The organism is Streptomyces sp. MB09-02B, assembly GCF_033794485.1.
Taxonomy (GTDB): Bacteria; Actinomycetota; Actinomycetes; order Streptomycetales; family Streptomycetaceae; genus Streptomyces.
Window position 1 is genome coordinate 1 of sequence record NZ_JARGEE010000044.1, and the last position, 22,783, is coordinate 22,783.

15 protein-coding genes and 1 pseudogene are annotated in these 22,783 nt (G+C 71.5%); 7 read left to right on the top strand and 9 right to left on the bottom strand.

The annotated features are described in order from the left end of the window. Window positions 1-1,427 (bottom strand): annotated as a pseudogene (locus P1P70_RS09425) (hypothetical protein); the annotation flags it as partial. A 295-nt stretch (window positions 1,428-1,722) separates the two neighbouring features. On the opposite strand from P1P70_RS09425, the gene P1P70_RS09430 reads away from it, so the two are divergent. The 3 genes from P1P70_RS09430 to P1P70_RS09440 all read left to right on the top strand — a co-directional run bounded on the left by P1P70_RS09430 (window position 1,723) and on the right by P1P70_RS09440 (window position 4,338). Next, window positions 1,723-2,481, top strand: a complete 759-nt coding sequence (locus P1P70_RS09430; RefSeq protein ID WP_086803729.1) for a GOLPH3/VPS74 family protein — start codon at window positions 1,723-1,725, stop codon at window positions 2,479-2,481. Between the two features lie 576 nt (window positions 2,482-3,057). Then, entirely contained in the window at window positions 3,058-3,915 is an 858-nt protein-coding gene (locus tag P1P70_RS09435) for a helix-turn-helix transcriptional regulator (RefSeq protein ID WP_319236154.1), read from the top strand. Window positions 3,916-4,146: 231 nt separating this feature from the next. Beyond that, complete coding sequence (locus tag P1P70_RS09440) at window positions 4,147-4,338, top strand: DUF397 domain-containing protein (protein ID WP_319236155.1); 192 nt, start codon at window positions 4,147-4,149, stop codon at window positions 4,336-4,338. A 159-nt stretch (window positions 4,339-4,497) separates the two neighbouring features. On the opposite strand, the gene P1P70_RS09445 is transcribed toward P1P70_RS09440, so the two are convergent. Then, complete coding sequence (locus P1P70_RS09445; RefSeq protein WP_319236157.1) at window positions 4,498-5,337, bottom strand: hypothetical protein; 840 nt, start codon at window positions 5,335-5,337, stop codon at window positions 4,498-4,500. A gap of 80 nt (window positions 5,338-5,417) precedes the next feature. Between P1P70_RS09445 and P1P70_RS09450 the strand changes: the two genes are divergently transcribed. Both P1P70_RS09450 and P1P70_RS09455 read left to right on the top strand, forming a co-directional pair. Beyond that, on the top strand, window positions 5,418-6,206 hold the full coding sequence (locus P1P70_RS09450; protein ID WP_319236159.1) for an SDR family oxidoreductase: 789 nt from the start codon (window positions 5,418-5,420) through the stop codon (window positions 6,204-6,206). A 310-nt stretch (window positions 6,207-6,516) separates the two neighbouring features. Beyond that, the gene (locus P1P70_RS09455) at window positions 6,517-8,094 is read left to right on the top strand and encodes a sodium:solute symporter family protein (protein ID WP_319236160.1); all 1,578 of its coding nucleotides are present in this window, start codon (window positions 6,517-6,519) and stop codon (window positions 8,092-8,094) included. 73 nt (window positions 8,095-8,167) lie between these two features. Here the strand turns inward: P1P70_RS09455 and cpt are convergent, their stop codons facing one another. The 3 genes from cpt to P1P70_RS09470 all read right to left on the bottom strand — a co-directional run bounded on the left by cpt (window position 8,168) and on the right by P1P70_RS09470 (window position 10,754). Beyond that, on the bottom strand, window positions 8,168-8,731 hold the full coding sequence (gene cpt / locus P1P70_RS09460) for a chloramphenicol phosphotransferase CPT (protein WP_319236162.1): 564 nt from the start codon (window positions 8,729-8,731) through the stop codon (window positions 8,168-8,170). 37 nt (window positions 8,732-8,768) lie between these two features. Continuing rightward, window positions 8,769-9,260 carry a GNAT family N-acetyltransferase gene (locus P1P70_RS09465; RefSeq protein ID WP_319236164.1) on the bottom strand — a complete coding sequence of 164 codons (492 nt, stop codon included), beginning with the start codon at window positions 9,258-9,260 and terminating at the stop codon, window positions 8,769-8,771. A gap of 378 nt (window positions 9,261-9,638) precedes the next feature. Then, the gene (locus P1P70_RS09470; RefSeq protein WP_319236165.1) at window positions 9,639-10,754 is read right to left on the bottom strand and encodes an ADP-ribosylglycohydrolase family protein; all 1,116 of its coding nucleotides are present in this window, start codon (window positions 10,752-10,754) and stop codon (window positions 9,639-9,641) included. 372 nt (window positions 10,755-11,126) lie between these two features. On the opposite strand from P1P70_RS09470, the gene P1P70_RS09475 reads away from it, so the two are divergent. Then, window positions 11,127-11,660, top strand: a complete 534-nt coding sequence (locus P1P70_RS09475) for a DUF2165 domain-containing protein (protein ID WP_319236167.1) — start codon at window positions 11,127-11,129, stop codon at window positions 11,658-11,660. Window positions 11,661-11,732: 72 nt separating this feature from the next. Here P1P70_RS09475 and P1P70_RS09480 read toward each other — a convergent pair whose 3' ends face one another. Both P1P70_RS09480 and P1P70_RS09485 read right to left on the bottom strand, forming a co-directional pair. Further along, a complete protein-coding gene (locus tag P1P70_RS09480; RefSeq protein ID WP_319236169.1) occupies window positions 11,733-15,209 on the bottom strand; it encodes a tetratricopeptide repeat protein in 3,477 nt (1,158 codons plus the stop codon). Between the two features lie 67 nt (window positions 15,210-15,276). After that, window positions 15,277-17,889, bottom strand: coding sequence for a bifunctional FO biosynthesis protein CofGH (locus P1P70_RS09485; RefSeq protein ID WP_319236171.1), 2,613 nt, complete (start codon window positions 17,887-17,889; stop codon window positions 15,277-15,279). Between the two features lie 474 nt (window positions 17,890-18,363). On the opposite strand from P1P70_RS09485, the gene P1P70_RS09490 reads away from it, so the two are divergent. Continuing rightward, complete coding sequence (locus P1P70_RS09490) at window positions 18,364-20,751, top strand: immune inhibitor A domain-containing protein (protein ID WP_319236172.1); 2,388 nt, start codon at window positions 18,364-18,366, stop codon at window positions 20,749-20,751. Window positions 20,752-20,888: 137 nt separating this feature from the next. On the opposite strand, the gene P1P70_RS09495 is transcribed toward P1P70_RS09490, so the two are convergent. Further along, window positions 20,889-21,746: an LLM class F420-dependent oxidoreductase gene (locus P1P70_RS09495; protein WP_319236174.1), complete on the bottom strand. Its 858-nt coding sequence runs from the start codon at window positions 21,744-21,746 to the stop codon at window positions 20,889-20,891. A gap of 158 nt (window positions 21,747-21,904) precedes the next feature. Continuing rightward, window positions 21,905-22,783 carry a serine hydrolase domain-containing protein gene (locus P1P70_RS09500; RefSeq protein ID WP_319236175.1) on the bottom strand — a complete coding sequence of 293 codons (879 nt, stop codon included), beginning with the start codon at window positions 22,781-22,783 and terminating at the stop codon, window positions 21,905-21,907.

A 22,783-nucleotide genomic window follows, 5' to 3' on the forward strand; every position in this document is an offset into this window, starting at 1 on the left:
GCGGGGGGCGGTGTCGCCGGGGGCCTGGGTGTCGTGGTCTCGTCCAGCGACTTCAGGGCGACGAATTTGCTGGTGCGCTCGGCGGGGGGCACGGACTCGTCGACGCCGGCGCGGGCGCCCGTGTCGGTGTCGGGGCCCTTGTCGGCGTCGGCAGCCTCGGAGGCGTCGGGGCCTTTGGAGGCGTCGGGGCCTTCGGGGCGGCTGTCAGCCTTGGAGGGCTCGGCGTCCTCGGGGGCGTCGGCCTTGGCGGGCTCCGCGTCTTCGGGGGCAGCGTCGGCCTTCGCGGGCTCGGCGTCCTTGGGGGTCGCGTCGCCCAGCTTGAGCATGGTGGTGGGCTGGTCCACGGCGGGCGGCCGGGGTGCCCGGAAGATCGCGGTCGGCTGGTCCACCGCCCGACGCGCCCCGACTCCGCCGTCGCCCTCCGAGCCCTCACCCGCACCACCCGTGCGATCTTCGCCGCCACCTGCGGCCGGCCCCTGCGGGGCTTCCTCACCGTCGGCGTCGGACCCGTGCTCGTCGGCGCCGGACCCCAGCTCGTCGTCAGCGAGGCGGCGTACGCCTTCGGCGGCTTCCGGCTCCTCGTCGGCGAGCTCGCGTACGTCATCGGCAGCTTCCGACGTGCCGTCGGCGACTTGCCGTACGTCGTCAGCGGCCTCCTCCGCGTCGCCCGCGGCCGCAACGCGCCGTCCGGCCTCGGCACCCACGGCAGCGGCCTCAGGGCTCGCTGCCGCCCCCGCACCAGCCGCCCGAGCGGCCTCGGCGGCCTCCTCGGCTTCCCCTCCGTCGGTGGCGGCACGGGTGGGCGCGGCGGCACCCCGCTCGCCCGGGTGAGCGTCACCGCCCTCGGCCTCGTCCCCGCCCACCGGTTCCGTGTCCGTGGCCGTTTCCCCGTCCTCGGAGACGGTCGTGGTCGGTTCCGTCCCGGCCGGCTTCGTCCGCGTGGTGCCGCCCTGTGCCGGGATGTCGGCGCCCCCCGAGGCCGTGTCCGACCTCCCGGCGTCCGAGCCCCCGGCACCCGTCCGAGCCGCGTCCGCGTCCTCGGCGTCCGTCGCGTCGGGCCCGTCGGGCCCGACGGGCTTCAGGTCTTCCCGATCCGTCCCGGCGGTCTCCGTCGCCCCCGACCCCGTCGCATCGGCATCCGCATCCGCAGCAGCGGCCCGCGTCGCATCGTCCAGCTTCGGCGCCTCCGACTCCTCCGCCTCCGCTGCCTCCAGGAGCGCTCGGCGGGAGAAGACCGCCGTCGCCTGGTCGGGCTTCGGCGTGGCCGGCCGGGACATCGCGAGGCGTGGGTCCGGCGAGGGGGTGGTGGAGCCTGAAGACCGGTCCGGGGCGGAGCCTCCGGGGTCCGGAACCGCTGGCTCGTTCCCCGGCGTCGACTCCGTCGACGACTCGTACCGCTTCGACCTGTCGGGGGACGTGCCCGCCACCGATGCCTCCTCCCGCGCGCCGCCCGTCCTAGGAGCGCGCGCCCAACCGAACCGTGAACCGTGAACCGTGAATCCGCGAATCCGTGAAAAAACCCGCCGCCCGGACACTAGTCACCGGCGCACCACCGCGCCGCGCCGCTGTCCGAACCATGTACCAGTGTCCTGTGTGCGGGCTTAACCCCTCCGGTAGACGAGAACGACATACCTACCGGTTCCACTACATTTCGGTCACGCACCCTCGACAGACCAATGTGAGAGGGGTCACCCTGTCATTCATCCACGCGGGGAGGCATGGATGGGCAGGAGCCGCAGAAGTATTCCGGAAGAGCTTCTACTGCTGGCGCTGGACCCGGCCACGGGTACCACCGCACAGCCGCAGTCGCTCGACCTCGGTCTGGCCGGAGCACAGCTAGTGGAGCTGGCGCTGGCCGGACGGATAGCCCCAGACGGGGATCGTATCGCCGTGGTGTCCCCACGGCCGACTGGAGATCCGACACTGGACTGCGCGTTGGAGTTGCTGCGAAGGCGTGGCGCTCCCGTTCGGGCGGTCCACTGGATAGGCGGGCCGCGTCTCGGGCTCCGCCAGACCTACCTCTCGCATCTGGAGCGGTGCGGCATGGTGCATGCCGTGGCGGGCCAGATGTGCGGAGTGCTGCCGACGACTCGCTACCAGGCGAGTCAGACCGAGATCAGCCGGGAGATCCGAGCCCGGCTGGATTCCGCGATCCGCACCGGCGTACCGCCGGACCCGCGGACCGCGGCGCTCGCCGCCCTGGCGCACGCGGTCGGCCTCGGCAAGCACCTGTATCCGGGGAACGAGGGACGCTCGTCCCGCTCCCGGCTGCGGGACCTGATCCGGCACGACCCCATGGGTGGCCTGGTGGCCCACGCCGTCATGGACGTGCAGAACGGCGTGGCCGCACAGCCGCGCCGCAGCCCGGCACCGACCGGCCGTCAGGCCGCCCCCGGCGCCAGGCCGCCGGCACCGGAGCCCGCTCGCGGCCTTCCGATGCAGCCACGCCGAGGCTCGATGGCCCGCGTGGTGGCGCACTGAGAACCACCCGAACCACGCGCTGAGGCACCGAGGTGCGAGTGGGAGCAGGACCCCGGAGCCGCGGGTCCCGGTCTCCCACCGCACCACGTACTCCGCGCACCACGCAGCACCACGCAGCACCCGCATCACCGCAGCACTCGCATCGCCGGCGCCGGACCGCTCGTAGGGACCCAGGACCCGTCCGGGAGCCGCCGGTTCGCGCGGGGCGCGTACGACCGTACGACGGCCGCACACGCCCCGCGCGACCGCATGCCCGCGCCACGAACCCGACTCGGGTCCGTGTCACGAAGCCGACTCGCGTCCGTGCCACGAAGCCGACTCACGTCCGTGCCACGAGCCCGGCCCGGGTCCGGACTCGGGTCCGGTCGCGCGCCCCTCGCGCCACAACTCTCGGCTGTCCGTAGGGACATCCGGCGAATATCCGGCGGAGATCCCTCCGCGGCGGGAAAACACCCGCGCAAACGGCGCGTGCGCAGCGCATATCCGCTGTTTTCCAGCGGTACTCAGCACCTTGGTGGCAATCTGCTCAGCAGCAGATACGCAAAGTAGAGGCACGCAGCCGGAGGTGCACGTCCCGTGGCGTCCAATGTCAATCCCACCGTCAGGCGACGCCGGTTGGGCCAGGAGCTGCGTCGGCTCCGCGAGCTCAAGGGCATGACCGCCGAAGAGGTCGCCGAGCGGCTGCTGGTCTCCCAGTCGAAGATCAGCCGCCTGGAGAACGGCCGCCGCTCCATCAGCCAGCGCGACGTCCGCGACCTCTGCGGGGTCTACGAGGTCGAGGACCAGAGAGTCGTCGACTCCCTGATGCAGATGGCCAAGGACTCCCGCCAGCAGGGCTGGTGGCATGCGTTCGGGGACGTGCCGTACAGCGTCTACATCGGCCTGGAGACGGACGCGGAGTCGCTGCGGGTGTACGACCCCCAGGTCGTCCCCGGGCTGCTGCAGAGCCGCCCGTACGCCGAGGCGATCATCCGGGGCGCACTGCCCGAGACGTCGGCGACCGAGATCGACAAGCGGGTGGAAGTCCGCATACGGCGCCAGGACCGCGTCACCACCGACACCAACCCGCTGCGGCTGTGGACCGTGCTGGACGAGGCGGCCCTGCGCCGGGTGGTGGGCTCCCCGTCGGTGATGCGCGAACAGCTGGACCACCTCATCGAGTTGTCCCAGGTCCCCCATGTCACGGTGCAGGTCCTGCCGTTCGAGGTCGGCGCCCACCCGGGCATCAACGGCCAGTACGCCATCCTGGAGTTCGTCGACGCGGCCGATTCGAGCGTCGTGTACATCGAAGGGGTGACCAGCGACCTCTACCTGGAGAAGCCGCACGACGTGCAGAAGTACACCGTCATGTACGAGCACCTCCGGGCGCAGGCCCTGAACGTGGAGCAGTCGCGGCAGTTCATCGAAAGAGTCGCGAAGGAATACGCTCGCTGAACTCCCGACCGAGGAAGCGGCGGAAGATACACCCTCCATAGGCTCCAATGGAAGACCATATTGGAATATGCCACCCGCACGAGTGAATAGTCGCTTCGTCTGCCGATGCTGACGAGTAGCGTCGATCACGCCAGGAGATCAGCAGTCTTGGCGCAAACCGAACCGCGGGTTCCGCAGGGAACTCGCGGCGCGGCGACAGCAACTCAGCGACGAACCAGCACCGGAGCAGAAATGGCAATTCAGCAAGGCGCCACGGACAGGTGGGTCAAGTCCTCCTACTCCCAGGGGAACGGCGCGTGCGTCGAGATCAAGTCCCCCGTCCTGTCCGCCATGGCGGTCCGGGACTCCAAGGTCACCGACGGTCCCACCCTGGCGTTCCCCGCCGAGGCGTGGAACACCTTCGTCTCCTCGGTCAAGGCCTGAGATACGGTTCCGGCCCTCGATCGAGCGCCTGAACGACAACTCCACAAGCACCACCGACAGAGCCCTCTCGACCGGCCCGCCGTCCTGGCCGAGGGGGCTCGGCCTTTGCCCGGACGCGATCGGGGTTCGACCTTCGCCCGGACACGATCGGGGGTTCGCCTAGCGCAGCCGGTCCACGTACCGGTCCGTCCCCGGCACCGTGGGGACGAACGGGGCCAGCAACTCCAGCCGTCCCAGCCCGCCTTCGGCGATCGCCTCCCCCAGCCCGCCGAAGGACGCCTCCCAGCAGTCCCGTGGGTCGGCCTCCAGGAACCACAGCAGGGTGAGGCGGGTGTCGACGCCCTCGACCTGCTTGACGTACGACATCCGGTCGAGCGGCAGCGGAGTGGGCCGGAAGACCGTGACCATCGCGGCCGGTGAACCGGCGAGCCGCTTCGGGAGATGGCGCGACCGCAGCCACTCCAGCAACTCCCCCCGCTCCTCCGGCCCTTCGGCGTCGACGACTTGCAGCACGAGGCCCGCGTACGGGTGGTCCAGGGCGTGGACGTCACGCGGCCCGGCGGCCCCGTCGCGGTAGACGGTCGCCTCGTGGTCCTGGAACGCCGTGAAGACGTGCGTACGGTCCTGGTAGACGCGTGCGTCGCGATTCAGCCGTTTGTTGATGGCGACGGTCCAGCGCATGTGGTCGTCGTAGCGGCCGTCCGTGATCCAGTACGTGGAGAGGTAGCAGCCGGCGGTGACCGGCTGGGCGATCGCCGACTTCTCGGGAGTGCGGAGGAGTTGGAGGTCGCGGGTGGCGACCCAGCGGCGTCCGGCGAACATCCAGGGCATCGCCATCGCGCCCGCGTAGTAGTGGTCGTCCTCGTACCAGCGGTTGTACGCGTACTCGTGGCCCGGGTGCGGCTCGACCATCGTGATCAGGGCGTGCCCGGGGCGGACGCCGTAGGGGCCGACGGCGGCCAGTTCGGCGTACGTGGCACTGCGGGTGTCCTCGCTCATGCGCTTTCCCTTCCGTCCACCTGCGGTCGCCCATACTCTGACGCTCCGTCAGATAATGCGCCAGAGCCGGGAGGTCTTCGATGTCACTGCTCGCGGGAAGGACCGTCGTCGTCTCGGGGGTCGGGCCCGGACTGGGCCGGCGGGTCGCCGCGGCGGTCGTACGGGACGGCGGGAACGCCGTGCTGGGGGCGCGCACGGAGGCGAATCTCGCCAAGGCCGCGGCGGATGTGGACCCGGACGGCGCGCACACGGCGTACCAGGCGACCGACATCACGGACGAGGCGCAGTGCGCGGCGCTCGCGGCGCTGGCGCGGGAGCGGTTCGGGGGTGTGCACGCGGTGGTGCACGTGGCGGCCTGGGACAGCTACTTCGGGGGCCTGGAGGACGCCGACTTCACCACCTGGCAGGCGGTCCTGGACGTGAACCTGCTGGGGACCCTGCGGATGACCCGGGCCTGTCTGCCCGGCCTGAAGGCGGCGGGCGGCGGCTCGGTCGTCTTCATCGGCACGCAGTCGTCGGTGGCCGCGCCCTCGCAGGTGCGGCAGGCCGCGTACGCGGCGTCCAAGGGGGCGCTGACCAGTGCGATGTACTCGCTGGCCCGGGAGTTGGGCCCGCACCGGATCCGGTTCAACACCGTGCTGCCGGGCTGGATGTGGGGGCCGCCCGTGGAGGCGTACGTACGGTTCACGGCGCACAGCGAGGGCGTGCCGGAGGCGGAGGTGCTGGGCCGGCTGACCGAGCGGATGGCGCTGCCGGAGCCGGCCACCGACGGGGACGTGGCGGACGCGGCGGTCTTCCTGGCGTCCGACCGCGCACGGGCGATCACCGGCCAGTCGCTGCTCGTCAACGCGGGGGAGCTGATGCGCTGACCGCCGAGTCGGCGGCGCCTTGGCGGTGCGTCGGCGGACGTCTTGGCGGGCGCCTTGGCGGGCGCGTCGGCGGACGCGCGGGCCGGTGCATCGGGGACGCGCCGGCCGGGGCGTCGGCGGTCTTTCGGCGGGCTTCGCGGGTGATCCTTTTCGGCCATTCAGGGTTCATATACATAAACCCAGGTCATCGCACGGAACTTCTTTACCCGCTCTTGACCTTCCGCTTCCTTGCCGTGGGCATGCCACCGAACCCAGAGTTCACATGCCTGACCCAAGTCTGAACCTGGCGGCGGACCCTGGAAGGGGGCCCATGAATAGTCTCGACTGGGCCGTGCTCATCGGCTACTTCGGTGTGATGGTCGCGATCGGCGTCTGGTCGCACAAGCGTGTGGACAACGTCAGCGACTACTTCACCGCCGGCGGCAAAATGCCCTGGTGGCTCTCCGGCATCTCGCACCACATGTCGGGCTACAGCGCGGTGATGTTCACCGGTTACGCCAGCATCGCCTACACCTACGGCGTCACCTCCTTCGTGACCTGGTCGTTCCCGATCGCCCTCGGTATCGCCATCGGTTCCAAGCTGTTCGCGCCGCGCATCAACCGGCTGCGCTCACGGCTGCACGTAGCCTCCCCGCTCGAGTACCTGAAGAACCGTTACAACCTGGGTACCCAGCAGGCGTTGGCCTGGTCCGGCATGCTGCTGAAGATCGTGGACGTCGGTGCCAAGTGGGCCGCGATCGCGACCCTGCTGTCGGTCTTCACGGGCGTGTCCCTGAACCAGGGCATCCTGATCACCGGCACGATCACGGCCGTCTACTGCACGATCGGCGGCCTCTGGGCCGACGCGCTCACCGAGTTGGGGCAGTTCGTCATCCAACTCCTCGCCGGGATCGCCATGTTCATCGCCGTCGTGGCGAAACTGGGCGACTACGGCGGCTTCTTCGGCGTGTGGGACCACCCGAAGCTGGACGGCCACGCCGAACCGCTGGTGGGCCCCTACGGCACGGTCTTCCTGCTCGCCTTCCTCTTCATCAAGCTCTTCGAGTACAACGGCGGCATGCTCAACCAGGCCCAGCGCTACATGGCCACGGCCACCCCGTACGAGGCCGAGCGCTCCGCCCGGCTGTCGGCGGCCCTGTGGCTGGTCTGGCCGCTGGTGCTGTTCTTCCCGATGTGGATGTCACCGCTGCTGGTGACCTCGGAGAAGGGCGACGGCTCCGACTCGTACGCCCTGATGACCGAACAGCTGCTGCCGCACGGGCTGCTGGGCCTTGTCATCGTCGGGTTCTTCTCCCACACGATGGCCATGTGCTCGTCCGACGCGAACGCCATCGCCGCCGTCTTCACGCGGGACTGCGCGCCGGTGATCTGGCGCCGGGCGCGCAGCTGGAGCGAGGGGCAGGGGCTGCGGGTCGCCCGGATCACGACCGTCGTCTTCCTCGGTCTGTCCATGGCGGCGGCGACCCAGGTCAACTCGCCCGCCTTCAAGGACATCATCACCGTCGTCATCAAGTGGGTGGCGGGGCTGATGGGACCGATGGCCATCCCGATGATGCTCGGACTGCTGCGGCCGTTCCGCCGCTCCGGGCCCACGGCGGCGCTCACCAGCTGGGCGTGCGGGCTGTTCGCCTTCTGGCTGGTCAACTACCCGATCCACTGGAACCTCGACGGCGGTGTGCCCCTGCAGTACCAGGTGTCCATCCCGCTGGCCGTCTCGCTGGTCCTGTACATCGTCATCGGCTTCATCAAGCCGGAGGACACCCCCGAGCGGCTCGCGATCATCGAGACGATCAACTCGGACGGCGACGGCGACGGCAAGGGCGGAGCCGGGGCCGTGGCACCGGTGCCGGCCCAGGGCAGGGACGCGTCCAGCCCCAGCGGGGTCTGAGGGCGTAAGGGGGCCGCGGGGTCCGTTCGCTTGCGGTCCGTGAGGGTCGTTCCCGGGGACGCCGGGGCGGCCCTCACGGCTGTGTGCGGCGAAGCCCTAGGTGGGCCGCGATCGTGCGGGCGCAGGCCAGGGACTCGGCGTGGGTGGTGTCGACCTCCAGGTCGTAGTGGACGCCCTGGTGGACGACGTCCGCCTGGGCGGCGGCCATGCCCGGGACCCGATCGCCGCGGGCGATCTCGCGGGCCGCGGCGACGGCGCGGTCGCAGCGGACGCCGACCCAGAGGACGTCCAGGGGGTCGTTCCCGTCGTCGAGGAGCTTCTGCCAGCGCTGCTGGGAGGCGGCTCCGCCGAGGAAGACGTCGTCGATGATGATGTGGGCGCCCGCGCGGGCCATGGCCACGATGCCGCGGGCCCAGGCCTGTTCCAGGGCGCGGAACTCCGCTCCGACGGCGACCGCGCCGTCGGTGGAGATCTCGATGCCGCCGTCCGACGTCTGCATCCTCGCGGGCATGGCGTCGATGAGGGAGTCGGCCCCGAACGTGAGCCACTGCTCGGGCAGTTCGGCTTGCAGGCACCGGACGAGGCCGGATTTTCCGGAGCTGGAACCGCCGTTGAGGATGATCATCTGGGTGGTCATCGGGCCACGGTAGGGCGGCTCGGCCGCGGCGTGACACCTATTTCGGCAGCGGGTGGGCCGGGCCGGCCGATGGTATCGGGCTCGCCGGGCGGGTCGGCGGGCGGAGCATGTAGACGTCCACCGGGTCCTCGGTCTCCAGGCGGAAGCCGTGGCGTTCGTAGAGGCGCCTGGCGGGGCTGCCCCGGAGGACGTTGAGGCGGACCGGTACGCCGTCGTGGTCGCAGCGGCTGAGGAGGGTGCGGAGGACGGCTGTGCCGATGCCGGTGCCCTGGAGGTGGGGGGCGAGGTAGAAGTGCTCCAGCCAGTGCGCGTCGGCGGCCGGGCGGAGGGCCACGCAGCCGGCGAGGGTGTCGGCGACCTCGATGATCCAGGTGTGGGCCGGGTCGAAGGCGTCGCGGAAGCGTTGGCGGACGCGGTGGGGGTCGTAGCGCCCGAGGCGTTCGAGGTCGGGCCGCATGACGACGGCGCGCAGCTCGGCCACGGCGGTGACGTCCGCCGCGGATGCGGGGCGTATGTTCCAGGGAGCCATGATCACCACGCTATCGCTGCGCTGGGCTCGGGCTGGGGGCCGCTCGGGGGGTTGCCAGCTGCTCGCCGAGGAGCGTGCACGAGGGCGTTGTAACAGGCCACGTCGCGCAGGGAACTGGCCTCCCGGGACCGGACCACGTACAGGATGCGTGTCGCTGCCCCGGGGTCGAGTACGCCGGGGACCAGCTCGCCCAAGACCGTTCGGGGCGCGCGGCCGAGTGGGCTCACGCCTGCTCAGTCCATAGGAACGGTTCCGTTGTGTTTCGGGTGAGCGTGCGTCGCGGCTGGGCGGGCAGTTCTTCGCGCCCCTGTCGGAGTGGGCCGGAGTGGGCGGTGCGCGGGCTTGCGCCGGGCCGTCCATAAGGGCGCGGGGCCTGGGTCAGGCTCGGGGGTAGCGGGTCAGCCAGCCTGGGACTGCTCCTGCGGGGGCGTGCAGGGCCGGGCCCTGGGTCATTTCCAGGGCGAAGTCGTCGGCCAGGACGAGGATCGTGGGGCGGCCCTCCAGTTCGGCGAGCCAGGCCGGCGGCAGGGCCGTCTCGCCGTGGAGGGCGCCTAGGAGGCCGCCCGTCAGGGCACCGGAGGCCCCCGAAGGGCCCCCGTGGTTGACGGCGAGGCACAGACCCTGGCGTATGTCCTCGCCGACCAGGGTGCAGTACACGGCGACGGACAGGACCCCGGCGGCACAGCCGTCGCCGGCGAGCTGCTCGACGACGGCGGGCGACGGCGGGCCCTGGCGTACGGCGGCGACGGCCTGTTGCAGGGCGTCGGCGACGGGCTGGTGACCGGGGCGGGCGGCCAGCAGCACCAGGGTCTTCTGGACGGCGGCGTCGAGGCTCTCCCCCCGCGCGAGGGCGTGGACGATCACGGCGTACGAGCCGGCGGACAGATACGCGGTGGGGTGGCCGTGGGTCTGGGCCGCGCACTCCACGGCCAGCTGGAAGACGAGTTGGGGCTCCCAGCCGACGAGCAGACCGAACGGCGCCGAGCGGGCGGCGGCCTCGGCACCGGACGCGCCGGGGTTCTTGGGGGCGTCGAGGGTGCCCATGGTCCCGTCGGCGAAGCCGAGGAGGCAGATCAGGGAGGGGTCGCGCCGCGCGTAGAGCCACTCCTCGCGCGCGAGCCAGCCGTCGTCCTTGCGGCGTTCGTCGGGCCCCCAGTCCCGCTGGGTCGCCGCCCAGCGCAGATACGCCCGGTGCAGATCCGTCGGCGGGTGCCAGACGCCCGTGTCCCGGCGCACCTGGGCGCGGATCAGGCCGTCGACGGTGAACAGGGTGAGCTGCGTGAGGTCGGTGATCGCGCCGCGCCTGCCGTACGCGGAGGCCAGATCGGTCAGCCCCTCCGGGCCGTACGCCTCACCGAGCTGCGCCAGGGTGAGCTGGTCGACCGGCGCGCCCAGCGCGTCGCCCACGGCCGCGCCCAGCAGCGTCCCGCGCACCCGGCTGCGGAAATCCTGCTGCTCGACCCGCCCCCAGACGGCACCGGCTGTCGCACCCACCCCGGCCTCCTCACGGCCCCTGCCCGACCCGTACGTCAGTACGTCAGTACATCCGTACGCCCGTACGGCTCGACAGTCCAGCACTGTAATGGAAGGGGAACGGTCCAATCAGGGCTCCGGATGCGCCTCAAACGTCTCGTTCGCCACACCCATTGATCCACTTCAGTCGTCAGACGGACGGATGCGAACAGCCGCCGTAACCGGGTCCAACTCCCGGAGAACCGGAGAATCCGTGGCCGCGCGCGACAGCCCTCGCGAGGGGGCCGCCCGGCCACGGGAGGGTCCCGTCTTTCGGCCACCGCGGCTCCCCCGGAGATCCAACGCACCGAAAAACACCTGGGGTTGGCGCATGATCACGCACATAGTGGGACCATGGCTGAAACCCGGACCCCCCGCGGCTCACTTCTCCCCCTCGCCTGCACCCTGCTCGTCGGCACGGTCGCCCTCTACATGGCGCTCGTCGCGTTCAGCAACATCACCGACTTCGGCACGAACCAGCAGTTCGTCCGCCATGTCTTCGCCATGGACACCACGTTCAAGGACGAGGACCTGATGTGGCGGGCCATCGAGTCGAAGGGCGTGCAGGACGCGGCGTACGTCCTGATCATCGTCTGGGAGACCGTGGCGGCGCTGCTGCTCGTCGCCGCCACCTACTTCTGGGCCCGCTCCCTCGGTCACCGCACCTTCCACACCGCCCGCCGCTACAGCACCGGCGGCCTCCTCATGGTCCTCCTCCTCTTCGGCGCCGGCTTCATCGCCATCGGCGGCGAGTGGTTCGTCATGTGGCAGTCCAGCGACTGGAACGGCCTCGACGCGGCCCTCCGCGTGTTCCTGTTGAGCGGAGTGGTCCTGCTGGTGACGTACCTGCCGACGGATGACCGCGCGTCCGCGGCCGCGGACGGCTGACCGGTCGCCGAGCCGCGTCACGGGTCCCGAGTCGCGTGACGGGTCCCGGGGGCGGTCACTTCCCGCCCCCGGTCACCCGGCGGCGGTCGTCGCCCCCGGCTCGGTCGCCCGGTCGTCCGTCGGCCCCTCTGACGCGTGGCGGGCCCGGAAGGCGTCGCGGGCCTCGGTGATCCTGGTGATCAGCGGGGCGAGGCGCTCCGGGTCGGCGTCGGGGGCGCGGGACTGAAGGGTCAGCCGGAGGGCGAGGTCGGCCAGGTCCTCCCAGTCGTGCTCCCGCGCCAGCCCCTCGGAGAGCATCGAGTCGGCTCGGGACCAGTCCGCCAACGCGCAGGCGACCAGCACCTCCGCGAAGGCGTCGGTGGCGGTGCTCCCGTCCTCCCACTGGGTGATCCCCCGTAGGACACCGGACAGTTCGTCGACGACCCGCGGCTCCCGCGTGCTCCCCAGCAAGAGGGACGACTGCGCCCGGATGAGCCGGAGGCTGTGTCTCACGGCCGCCGTCGGATCGCCGACGTGCCGCGCGCGTTCCCAGCGGTCGCTCTCGCTGTCGACGTACCAGCGCGTCGTCGCCGCTTCCGCGTCGTCCGTCTCCTCCGCGGTGGCCCCGAGACCGTCCAGCAGCTGCCGGGCCTCGTCGTGACGGCCGCACCACAGCAGCACCTCGGCGCTCCTGCGGGTCGCCCACTCGGGCTCCTCCCCCCGCTCCACGCACTGCCCGAGGTCGGCGAGCGCCTGCGGGAGGCGCCCGCAGGCGATGTACGTCCTGGCCCGGGCGGCGTACAGGCTCGTCGTGTCCGGGCGGAGCGCGATCGCCCGGTCCAGGTCCCGGAGCGCCGACTCGTACTGTCCTCGCCTCAGGCGCACCACGCTCCTGTTCGCCAGCATGGCCACGTCGTCCGGATCGCGGTCCAGCACCCGGTCGAGCTCGGCGACCGCGTCGTCGTCGCCGCTCAGGGCGCGCAGAGCGGCCGCCTTCTCCGAGGCCCAGCGGTCGGGCTCGCGTTCCCGTGCGCGCTCGTAGTCCTGGAGCGCTTCCCGGTAGCGGCCGGCGTTCTGGTGGGCGAGAGCCCGCTGGCCCAGCGCCCAGGTGCCCCCGTCCGCCGACACCGCGCGGTCCAGATCCGCCCGCATGCCTTCCTCGTCCCCCAGGTCGCCCAGGAGGAAGGCCCGGTGGACCATGGCCCACGCGTACCTCGGATTCAGTTCGATCGCACGGTCGAAGGCCGCGCGTGCCTCTCCGTGGCGGCCCAGGCGCGCGAGCGCGTAACCGAGACTCCCGTGTGCGGAGACATGGCCGGGATCGAGCCGGCAGGCCCGCCCGAGTTCCTCGACGGCCTCCTCGTTCCTGCCCGCCAGCCGGTAGGCGTCTCCGCGTTCGGAGGCGATCCAGGCGCTGTCCGGAGCGATCCGCACGGCCCGGTCGAGGTCGGCGAAGGCTTCGTCGGGCCGGTTCTGGTCCAGGTACAGCTCCGCCCGGTGGACCAGGGCCCACAGGTACTCCGGATCGTTCTCCAGCGCCCGGTCGAAGTCGGCGAGCGCCCCCTCGTCGTCGCCGAGGTGGTGCCTGCTCTGTCCCCGGCTCGCCATGGCCAGCCTGTGTGCGGGATCGAGGTCGAGGACGCGGTCGAAGGCGGCCACCGCCTCCTCGTAGCGGCCCATGGCGTGCAGGATGTCCCCCCGCACGCCGAGGGTGTGGGCGGTGCCGGGGCGCAACGCGTCGGCACGGTCGACATCGGCCAGGGCGGCCGCGTGGGCGCCCAGTCTGCGCCGCGTGATTCCCCGCCCCTGGTACGCGTCGGCCGACTCCGGGTCCAGCGCGACGGCACGGTCGTACTCGGCGAGGGCCCGGTCGTACTCCCCCGCCCAGCGCAGTTCCCGCCCCCGTACGCCGTGCGCCCTGGCCCGCACGGGCGCGTCGAGGTCCGCCCGGGTCAGGAGCAGAGCCAGCGCGGGCAGCACACCGTCGGGCTCCTCGGCGAGGGCCGCGAGGAGGTCGCGTCCCCACGCGCCCACCGCTTCCGCCTCCGTCTGGTCCCCCGCGTCCGACAGTGCCTGGGCGCAGCCCCGCGCCGCCCCCTCGTCGGCGTCGCACGCGTCGACGACGTCCCGCAGCGCCTGCACCAGGGCGATCTGCGGACGGGCGCACAGCAGGTGGTAGAGCTCTTCGAGCCGCAGCTCGCGCCAGGACTCGTCGAGCCACAGGTCGGCCGGGTCCAGCCCTTCCCCTGCCGAGGCGCGCCGCTCGCCGAACGCCTCCGCCAGCCGCGTGTGACGTTCGGTCCACTGCCTCGGCGTCCGGGCGCGCTGGAGCCGGAGCATGGCGGTCCGCACGACGCCGTGGAACTCCGCCCGGCCGGCCCGCTCGCTCACGAACGGCAGCCCGCACAGCCACTCGTAGAGTTCCTGGGTCTCCTCGCCGTCCACCAGTGCCCCGAGCAGGTCCTCGTCCAGCCATCGCGGCAGCGCGCACGCGAGTGCCGTCGCCCGCCGCGCCGGGTCCCGCTCCCATTTCAGGAAGCGCTCCACGGCCGTGGCGGAGGGGTCGTCCACCGTGCCCGGACCGCCGTCCGGGTGCCTGGCCAGCGTCGACACGAGCACCGGAAGGCCACCGGAGAGCCGCAGCACCTCCCGTACGACCGTCTCGTCCACGACCTGCCGCGCCGCGAGCAGCTGACGGGACTCGGACTCCGTGAAGGGGCGCAGGGCCAGCTCGGTGACGAAGCCCGCGTAGTCGCCCCAGCGGGCCGGGGCGGGGCCGTGCTGGCCCGCGAGGGTGAGGATCACGTTCGCGGGGAGGGCGCCGTGCCGGTCCGTCGTGACGAGGTCCAGGAGCCAGGTGTCGAGGAAGGGCGAGGTCCGCTCGTAGGTGTCGAAGAAGAGGGCGATCCAGGGGACGTCGGCGGCCACCCGGTCCAGTTCCGAGACGAAGACCGGTGTGAGGGCCTTCAGGGGCTCCAGCACCAGCTGTACGTCGTCGTGGTTGCGGAACCGTGCGCTCAGCGCCGCCCGCAGCCTGTCGGTCCGGTGGGCGACCTGGGCCGGGTCGACGGCGCCGGCGAAGGCCCCCACGACCGGGACCATGCCCAGCCCGATCAGCCCGGCCTGGGTGGCCGCCAGGCTGCCCGCCGAGGGCGGGGCGGGTTGGACGACGGCGTCCGGCCCCGCGTCCAGCGCGGCCGACGCCGTCTCCGCCTCGTGCCGGCGCTGGCGGTAGGCGGCGAGCAGCTTGTCGAGCGCCTTCAGCTCGGCGCCCTGCCGGGCGAACTGCGCGCTGATGGCCGCCATGGCCTCCGGCACGCTGTTCACCGTCTCGTCGGTGCGGGCGGTGAGCGCCTTCCGCTGGGTCGCCACGGCCTCCAGCTCGCGGAGGAGCGAGGACTTGCCGACCCCCGCCGGGCCGTGGACGTGGAAGACGAACGTGTGCCGCTCGTCCTCGGGCGCGGTGTCGAAGTTCGCCCGGAACAGGTCGAGTTCGCTTCGGCGCCCCACGAACCCGGCGCGCTTCCGGCGCGCGATCAGCTCCTGCATCGTCGGCCGCGTCGGCCTCATCGGTCCCACCCCCGTGCCCGGTCCCCCTGAAGGTACCCGGGCGGACGCCCGCCTCCACTTCCTCCCGTCAGTCCAACACCGGCAGCAGCTCCGGCAGATGGCCGTCCGAGGCCTCGGCCGCCTGCCGGCGTTCCTCCGGGACGGCCCCGTACAGCGTCGTGCGGGGGCGGGCGGGGCGGCCCGCCGTGTCCGCGACCGCGATCAGGTCCTTGACCGACTTGTAGGAGCCGTAGGAGGAGCCCGCCATGCGGGAGATGGTCTCCTCCATCAGGGTGCCGCCCAGGTCGTTGGCGCCCGAGCGGAGCATCTCGGCCGCGCCCTCCGTGCCCAGCTTGACCCAGCTGGTCTGGATGTTGGGGATGTGGGGGTGGAGCAGGAGGCGCGCCATGGCGGTGACAGCGCGGTTGTCGCGCATCGTCGGGCCGGGGCGGGAGATGCCCGCCAGGTACACGGGCGCGTTGGTGTGGATGAAGGGCAGGGTCACGAACTCCGTGAAACCGCCGGTCTGTTGCTGGATCCGCGCCAGCGTGCGGAGGTGGCCCAGCCAGTGGCGGGGCTGGTCGACGTGCCCGTACATCATCGTCGAGGAGGAGCGGATGCCCACCTCGTGGGCTGTCGTCACCACCTCGATCCAGGTCGCCGTCGGCAGCTTGCCCTTGGTCAGGACCCAGCGGACCTCGTCGTCCAGGATCTCCGCCGCCGTGCCGGGGATGGAGTCGAGGCCCGCCTCCTTCGCGGCCGTCAGCCACTCGCGGATCGACATCCCGGTGCGGGTCGCGCCGTTCACCACCTCCATCGGGGAGAAGGCGTGGACGTGCATGCCGGGGACGCGGGACTTCACGGCCTTCGCGATGTCGAAGTAAGCCGTTCCCGGCAGGTCGGGGTGGATGCCGCCCTGCATGCAGACCTCGACGGCGCCGAGCTCCCAGGCCTGCTGGGCGCGGTCGGCGACCTGGTCGAGGGAGAGCGTGTACGCGTCGGCGTCCGTGCGGCGCTGCGCGAAGGCGCAGAAGCGGCAGCCGGTGTAGCAGACGTTGGTGAAGTTGATGTTCCGGGTGACGATGTACGTGACGTCGTCACCGACGGCCGTCTTCCGGACGTCGTCCGCGATCCGGGTGAGCGCGTCGAGCGCCGGGCCGTCCGCGTGCAGCAGGGCGAGCGCCTCGGCGTCCGTCAGCTTCGTCGGGTCGTCGGCCGCCGTCGACAGCGCCGCCCGTACGTCCGTGTCGATGCGCTCGGGGGCCATCCCGGGCGCCGCCGCCTCGCGCAGGGCGCCCCAGTCGCCGTAGACGGAGTCGAAGTCCTCGCGGCGGTCGCCGGTGCGGCCCTCGGTGTCGATGGCGGTGTGCAGATCCGTCCGGCCGGTGGAGACGAAGACCTCGTCGGGCTCCTGCCACGGGTGGCCCTCGACGACCGCGTCCGGCAGGGCGAGGCCGGTCTCCGGGTCCGCGAGCGCCCGTACGTGCGGCAGCAGGCGCGGGTCCAGCCACGGCTCGCCGCGCGAGACGAACTCCGGGTAGACGCAGAGGCGTTCACGCATCTCGAAGCCGGCGGCACGGGACCGTTCGGTGAGTTCCTCGATCTGCGGCCAGGGGCGCTCGGGGTTCACATGGTCGATGGTGAGGGGGGACACCCCGCCCCAGTCGTCGATCCCGGCGCCGATCAGCCGCTCGTACTCGCTGTCGACGAGGTTCGGCGGGGCCTGGATGCAGCCGGCGGGGCCCATGAGGTGCCGGGCGACGGCCACCGTGGCGACCAGCTCGTCCAGCTCCGCGTCCGGCATGCCGCGCATCGCGGTGTCCGGCTTGGCGCGGAAGTTCTGGATGATCAGTTCCTGGATGCCGTGGTAGGCCCGGGAGACCTTGCGGAGGGCGAAGAGGGACTCCGCGCGCTCCTCGTACGTCTCGCCGATGCCGATGAGGACACCGGAGGTGAAGGGGACGGAGGAGCGGCCCGCGTCCTCCAGCACCCGCAGCCGGACCGCCGGCTCCTTGTCCGGGGAGCCGTGATGGGGGCCGCCCGGCTCGGACCACAGGCGGGTCGCGGTCGTCTCCAGCATCATGCCCATGGAGGGCGCCACCGGCTTGAGCCGCTGGAAGTCCGTCCACGACATCACGCCCGGGTTGAGGTGCGGGAGCAGGCCCGTCTCCTCCAGGATGCGGATGGAGATGGCGCGGACGTACGCGATCGTGTCGTCGTAGCCGTGCGCGTCGAGCCACTCGCGCGCCTCCGGCCAGCGGTCCTCCGGCTTGTCGCCGAGCGTGATCAGCGCTTCCTTGCAGCCGAGCGCGGCCCCCTTGCGGGCCACGTCCAGCACCTCGTCCGGCGACATGAACATCCCGTGGCCGGCCCGGCGCAGCTTGCCCGGCACGGTGACGAAGGTGCAGTAGTGGCACTTGTCCCGGCAGAGCCGGGTGAGCGGGATGAAGACGCTCTTGGAGTACGTGATGACGCCGGGCCGCCCGGCCTCCGCCAGCCCCGCGTCCCGTACCCGCGCGGCCGACGCGGCGAGATCCTCCAGGTCCGCGCCGCGCGCCTGGAGCAGCACCGCCGCCTCGCTCACGTCGAGCGCCACGCCGTCACGGGCGCGTTTGAGCGCGCGCCGCATCGAGTTCTCGGTGGGGCCGGTGGAGCCGGTGGGGTCGGTGGGTCCGTTTCCAGAGGTCGCGGAAGTCGTCATTCGTCGAGCATACGAGCGACCGGATCGGCCCAGACAGGCACGGCGAGCCGGAGGGACCGGGATTCGTCACACGGTGTGATCGGCCGCGCCGTGACGGGCGATCTGACGGCAGGCGACCACCCAGCGGGATTCGGCCATCGACAAACCCCGGGCGAGCGCCGAATATCGGCCATCGATTAACGCCCAGCGATTACCGTTCGGTAATCACCGCCGAGCATGAGCGGGCTTACCAGTGGGTAATTTTGCGCCCCGCTTGGGGGATCGGTGAACACTTCGTGCGCAAGGCCAACTATGGCTGTCCGATAGGGCAGTTACTCGTGCCTCAGCCGATTGCGAGCTTTCTTTTTTTCTCAACCTCCGGTCAAATACTTTCACTTGAACCATCACGCGTGTCACAGGCCACGGGCGTCACGGAACAGGACCGTCCGCCGCGCCCGCACGGCCGACCGCGTCCAGGAAGGACCCCCCACACAAATGACCAGCAACCGCTGGACGTTCAGGGCCGCGGCGACCGGCGTGGCCCTGGCCACCGCCGCGGCGACGTTCACGCTTTCCACCGTGACCGGCACACAGACCGCCGAAGCCCACGCGCCGACCCCGGCCACGGACCACCATGACCCGGCCCACGCTCACGCCCACGGCCATACCCACGCCCACGCCCACACCCACTCCCACTCCGCGCACGAGCACGACCTCGGAAGCCCGCTCAGCAAGACACAGGCCGCCCAGCGCGAGGAGGCCCTGAAGCAGGTCATATCCGGCGACGCCCCGGTCAAGGACCGTGACGGCTCCAAGGTGGTGCAGCTCAAGAGCAAGAAGGGCGACCCCAAGTACGTCGAGCTGGGACGCGAGAAGACCGACCGGATCTTCACGGTCCTGGTCGAGTTCGGCGACCGGGAGGACAGCACCTACGGCGGCACGCCCGGCCCCCTGCACAACCGGATAGCCGAGCCGGACCGCGCGAAGGACAACACGAAGGCGTGGAGGGCCGACTACAACCGCGCGCACTACGAGCAGATGCTCTTCGGCACCGGCAAGAAGACCGAGTCGATGAAGAAGTACTACGAGAAGCAGTCCTCGGGCCGCTACTCGATCGAGGGTGAGGTCGCGGACTGGGTCAAGGTCCCCTACAACGCGGCCCGTTACGGCTCCAACAAGTGCGAGCCCGACACCTGTGTCTGGCAGTTGGTCGCGGACGGTGTCACCGCCTGGGTGGAGCGGCAGCAGGCCGCGGGGCGCACGGACACCGAGATCAAGACGGATCTTGCGACGTTCGACGTCTGGGACCGCGGCGACTTCGACGGCGACGGTGACTTCAACGAGCCCGACGGCTACATCGACCACTTCCAGATCGTGCACGCCGGTGAGGGCGAGGAGGCCGGCGGCGGAGCGCAGGGCGAGGACGCCATCTGGTCCCACCGCTGGTACGCGTTCAGCGACGACTGGGACAAGACGGGCCCCGAGGGCAACAAGCGCGGTGGCGCCCCGATCGGCGACACCGGTATCTGGGTCGGTGACTACACGGTCATGCCGGAGAACGGCGGCCTCGGTGTCTTCGCCCACGAGTACGGCCACGACCTCGGTCTGCCGGACCACTACGACACCAGCGGCAAGGGCGACAACTCCACCGGCTTCTGGACCCTGATGTCGGGCGGCTCCTGGCTCGGCCAGAGCAGCACCGAGATCGGTGACCTGCCCGGCGACATGACCGCCTGGGACAAGCTTCAGCTCGGCTGGCTGAACTACGACAAGGCCGAGGCGGGGAAGAAGTCCACTCACAAGCTGGGCGTCGCCGAGTACAACACCAAGGACAAGCAGGCCCTCGTGGTCGAGCTGCCCAAGAAGCGGGTGCAGGTCGAGGTCGTCAAGCCCACGGAGGGTTCGCAGCAGTGGTGGAGCGGCAGCGGCGACGGGCTGTCCCACACGCTGACCCGTGCCGTCGACCTCACCGGCAGGACCTCCGCCGCACTCACCCTCGACGGCTGGTGGGACATCGAGAAGGACTACGACTTCCTCTACACCGAGGTCTCGACCGACGGCGGCGCCACCTGGACCGCGATCGACGGCACCGCCGACGGCCAGCCGATCAGCCGTGACGGCGGCGGCAAGCCGGCGCTGGACGGCACGACGGACGCCTTCAGGAAGCTCTCGTACTCCCTTGACGCCTATGCCGGGCAGAAGGTCGACCTGCGCTTCCGCTACAAGACCGACGAGTACGTGGCCCAGAAGGGTTTCGTGGCCGACCGGATCACCGTCACGGCCGACGGCTCGCCCCTGTTCACGGACAACGCCGAGACCGCCGACCCCGCCTGGGCGGCGACCGGCTTCTCCCGCTTCGGCGGCTCCTACACCACGGAGCACGAGCAGTACTACGTCGCCGAGAACCGCCAGTACGTGTCGTACGACAAGGCCCTCAAGCTCGCGATCAACTCCACGGGTCCGGGCTGGGTGGAGCGCTACCCCTACCAGAACGGCCTGCTGATCTGGAAGTGGGACACCTCGCAGCAGGACAACAACACCAGCCAGCACCCCGGTGTCGGTCTGCTGCTGCCGGTCGACGCCCATCCGAAGCCCCTGAAGTGGTCCGACGGTGAGCTGGCCGGGAACGACCACCAGACGCACGACGCGACGTTCACCCTGGGCCGCACGGACGCGTTCACGCTGCACTGGGGCAAGGAGGTCACGCTGAAGGTCACGTCGAAGAAGGGTGTGTCGGTCTTCGACGACCGCACCCACACCTACTACGACGAGACGAACCCCACGGGCGGGGTCAAGATCACCGACACCAACACCAGGATCCAGATCGTCAAGGAGGCCAAGGACGGCTCGACGGTGACGGTCCGGGTGGGTCCCGCGGCCTGACACCTCGGTGTGCGGGTCCGGTGGGGGCGAAAGGGCCGCAGGCCCTTGTGGGGCGCGGGGAACTGCGCGAGAAGCCCCACCGGACCCGCACCCGGACCCGCACCCGCACCCGCCGGAGAACCCCGCACCCCGAGCTCTCAGGCGCCCTCCCCCAGGAACACCGCGTACTCGTCCAGCAGCCCCAGCACCTCCGCCTCCCCCGCCGGAGGCAGCTGCACCACGGCCTCCTCGATGCCCAACTCCGCGTAGTACGCCAGCTTCCCCGCACTCGGCTGCACGGCATACGGCACGACCTGCAAGCCCGCGGGATCGCGCCCCGCGTCGGCCCACACCTGCCGCAGCACCGGCAGCGCCTCCCCGAGCCCCCGCCCCCCGATCGGCAGCCACCCGTCCGCGTACTCGGCGATGTGCGCGAACAGCTTCGGCCCGGCGGCCCCACCGATCAGCGTGCGCGGCCCCACCACCGGCCCCCGCGCCTTCTGCACCGGCTTCGGGTACGCGGAACTCGCCCGCACACTCCCGTACTCCCCCTTGTACGCCGTCGGCTCCTCCGCCCACAGCGCCCGCATCAGCGCCATCCGGTCCCGCACCAGCTCCCGCCGGGTGCGCCACTCGACGCCGTGGTCGGCGGCCTCCTCGACGTTCCAGCCGTAGCCGAGGCCGAGGGTGAGACGGCCGCCGGAGAGGTGGTCGACGGTCGCGATCTGCTTCGCGAGGTCGATCGGGTCGTGCTGGGCGACCAGGGTGATCCCGGTGCCGAGCCCCAGCCGCTCGGTGACGGCGGCGGCCTGGCCGAGGGCGACGAAGGGGTCGAGGGTGCGGCCGTACTCGCGGGGCAGGTCGCCGCCGGCCGGGTACGGGGTCGTCCGCTCGACGGGGATGTGCGTGTGCTCGGGGAGGTAGAGCCCCGCGAAACCGCGTTGCTCCAGCTCACGGGCGAGCCGGGTCGGAGTGATCGTCTCGTCGGTGAGGAAGATCGTCACGGAGATGCGCATGTGTCATCTGTAGCCGCTCAGGACATGGATGTCCATACCGACCGGTCGGCACATAGGGGGAGCCGACCGGTCGGCCCCTTGACCGGCGGCCGGTTGGCCCCTTGACCGTCGACCGGTCGGCCGGTCAGCCCTCGAGACCGTCGGCCGGTCGGCGTGCATCAGTGCTCGTCGGCGCTCGAAGCGGTCCGCGGTGGTGTGGTCCTGCGGAGGGCGTGTTTGGCGACTTCGCTGGTGCCGGTCAGGTGGCCGAGGCGGTGGACGAGGACCCATCGGCCGTCGTCGTACGCGGCGGCCACCGCGGACGAGCCGCGGGTGGCGCCGTCATGCCAGCGGAGCGAGGGGCCCCGTTGCCAGGAGGGCGCCGGCTCTCCGAACCGGCGTTCCACGAGCAGGGCGACCAGGAGGTCCGCCACCGTCCGGCAGGCGGCCCACAGGCCGCCGGCGGGCAGGATCGCCCCGGTCAGGGTCCACAGGGGACGGGGCCGGCCGAACAGGTCGCGCGGCACGAGCCGTCGCCCTTCCGGTGGACGCGCCGTCATCGCCCCCGCGTCCAGCCCGAGCGGCAACAGGACGTGCGTGTCCAGCAGTTGCTGGTACGAGCGGCCCGTGACGGTCGTGAGCGCGAGCCCGAGCACGGCGTAGCCGAGGTTGGAGTACTCCTCCCGGCCCTGCCGTCCGGCCGTCAGCCGGTCCAGGTCGCGCAGCGACTCCCGCAGGGCCGCCTCCGTGAAATCGGCGTACGGGTCGTCGGGCGGGCCGGTGGGCAGGCCGGTGAGTCCGACGGGCAGCCGGGGCAGGCCCGAGGTGTGTTCGGCGAGGTGCCGGAGGGTGATGCCGGTCCCCCTCGGCACCTCGTCGAGGCACTCCTCCAGCGGGGTGTCGAAGCCCAGGTCCCCCTCCGCCTCCAGCCGGGCCAGGACGGTGCCCGTGAGCACCTTGGTGAGGGAGCCGATCTCCACGAACCGGTCCGCGTCATGGCCGTGCGCGACCCGGTCGGTGATACCGGCTCCGCCCAGCAGACAGATCGGTGTCCACAC

Excerpts from the sequence above, each read along its gene's own strand:
- P1P70_RS09485 (WP_319236171.1), bottom strand. The coding sequence starts at position 17,889 with ATGACGACTTCCGCGACCTCTGGAAACGGACCCACCGACCCCACCGGC.
- P1P70_RS09475 (WP_319236167.1), top strand. The coding sequence starts at position 11,127 with ATGGCTGAAACCCGGACCCCCCGCGGCTCACTTCTCCCCCTCGCCTGC.
- P1P70_RS09445 (WP_319236157.1), bottom strand. The coding sequence starts at position 5,337 with ATGAGCGAGGACACCCGCAGTGCCACGTACGCCGAACTGGCCGCCGTC.
- P1P70_RS09455 (WP_319236160.1), top strand. The coding sequence starts at position 6,517 with ATGAATAGTCTCGACTGGGCCGTGCTCATCGGCTACTTCGGTGTGATG.
- P1P70_RS09495 (WP_319236174.1), bottom strand. The coding sequence starts at position 21,746 with ATGCGCATCTCCGTGACGATCTTCCTCACCGACGAGACGATCACTCCG.
- P1P70_RS09430 (WP_086803729.1), top strand. The coding sequence starts at position 1,723 with ATGGGCAGGAGCCGCAGAAGTATTCCGGAAGAGCTTCTACTGCTGGCG.
- P1P70_RS09480 (WP_319236169.1), bottom strand. The coding sequence starts at position 15,209 with ATGAGGCCGACGCGGCCGACGATGCAGGAGCTGATCGCGCGCCGGAAG.
- P1P70_RS09490 (WP_319236172.1), top strand. The coding sequence starts at position 18,364 with ATGACCAGCAACCGCTGGACGTTCAGGGCCGCGGCGACCGGCGTGGCC.
- P1P70_RS09440 (WP_319236155.1), top strand. The coding sequence starts at position 4,147 with ATGGCAATTCAGCAAGGCGCCACGGACAGGTGGGTCAAGTCCTCCTAC.
- cpt (WP_319236162.1), bottom strand. The coding sequence starts at position 8,731 with ATGACCACCCAGATGATCATCCTCAACGGCGGTTCCAGCTCCGGAAAA.
- P1P70_RS09465 (WP_319236164.1), bottom strand. The coding sequence starts at position 9,260 with ATGGCTCCCTGGAACATACGCCCCGCATCCGCGGCGGACGTCACCGCC.
- P1P70_RS09450 (WP_319236159.1), top strand. The coding sequence starts at position 5,418 with ATGTCACTGCTCGCGGGAAGGACCGTCGTCGTCTCGGGGGTCGGGCCC.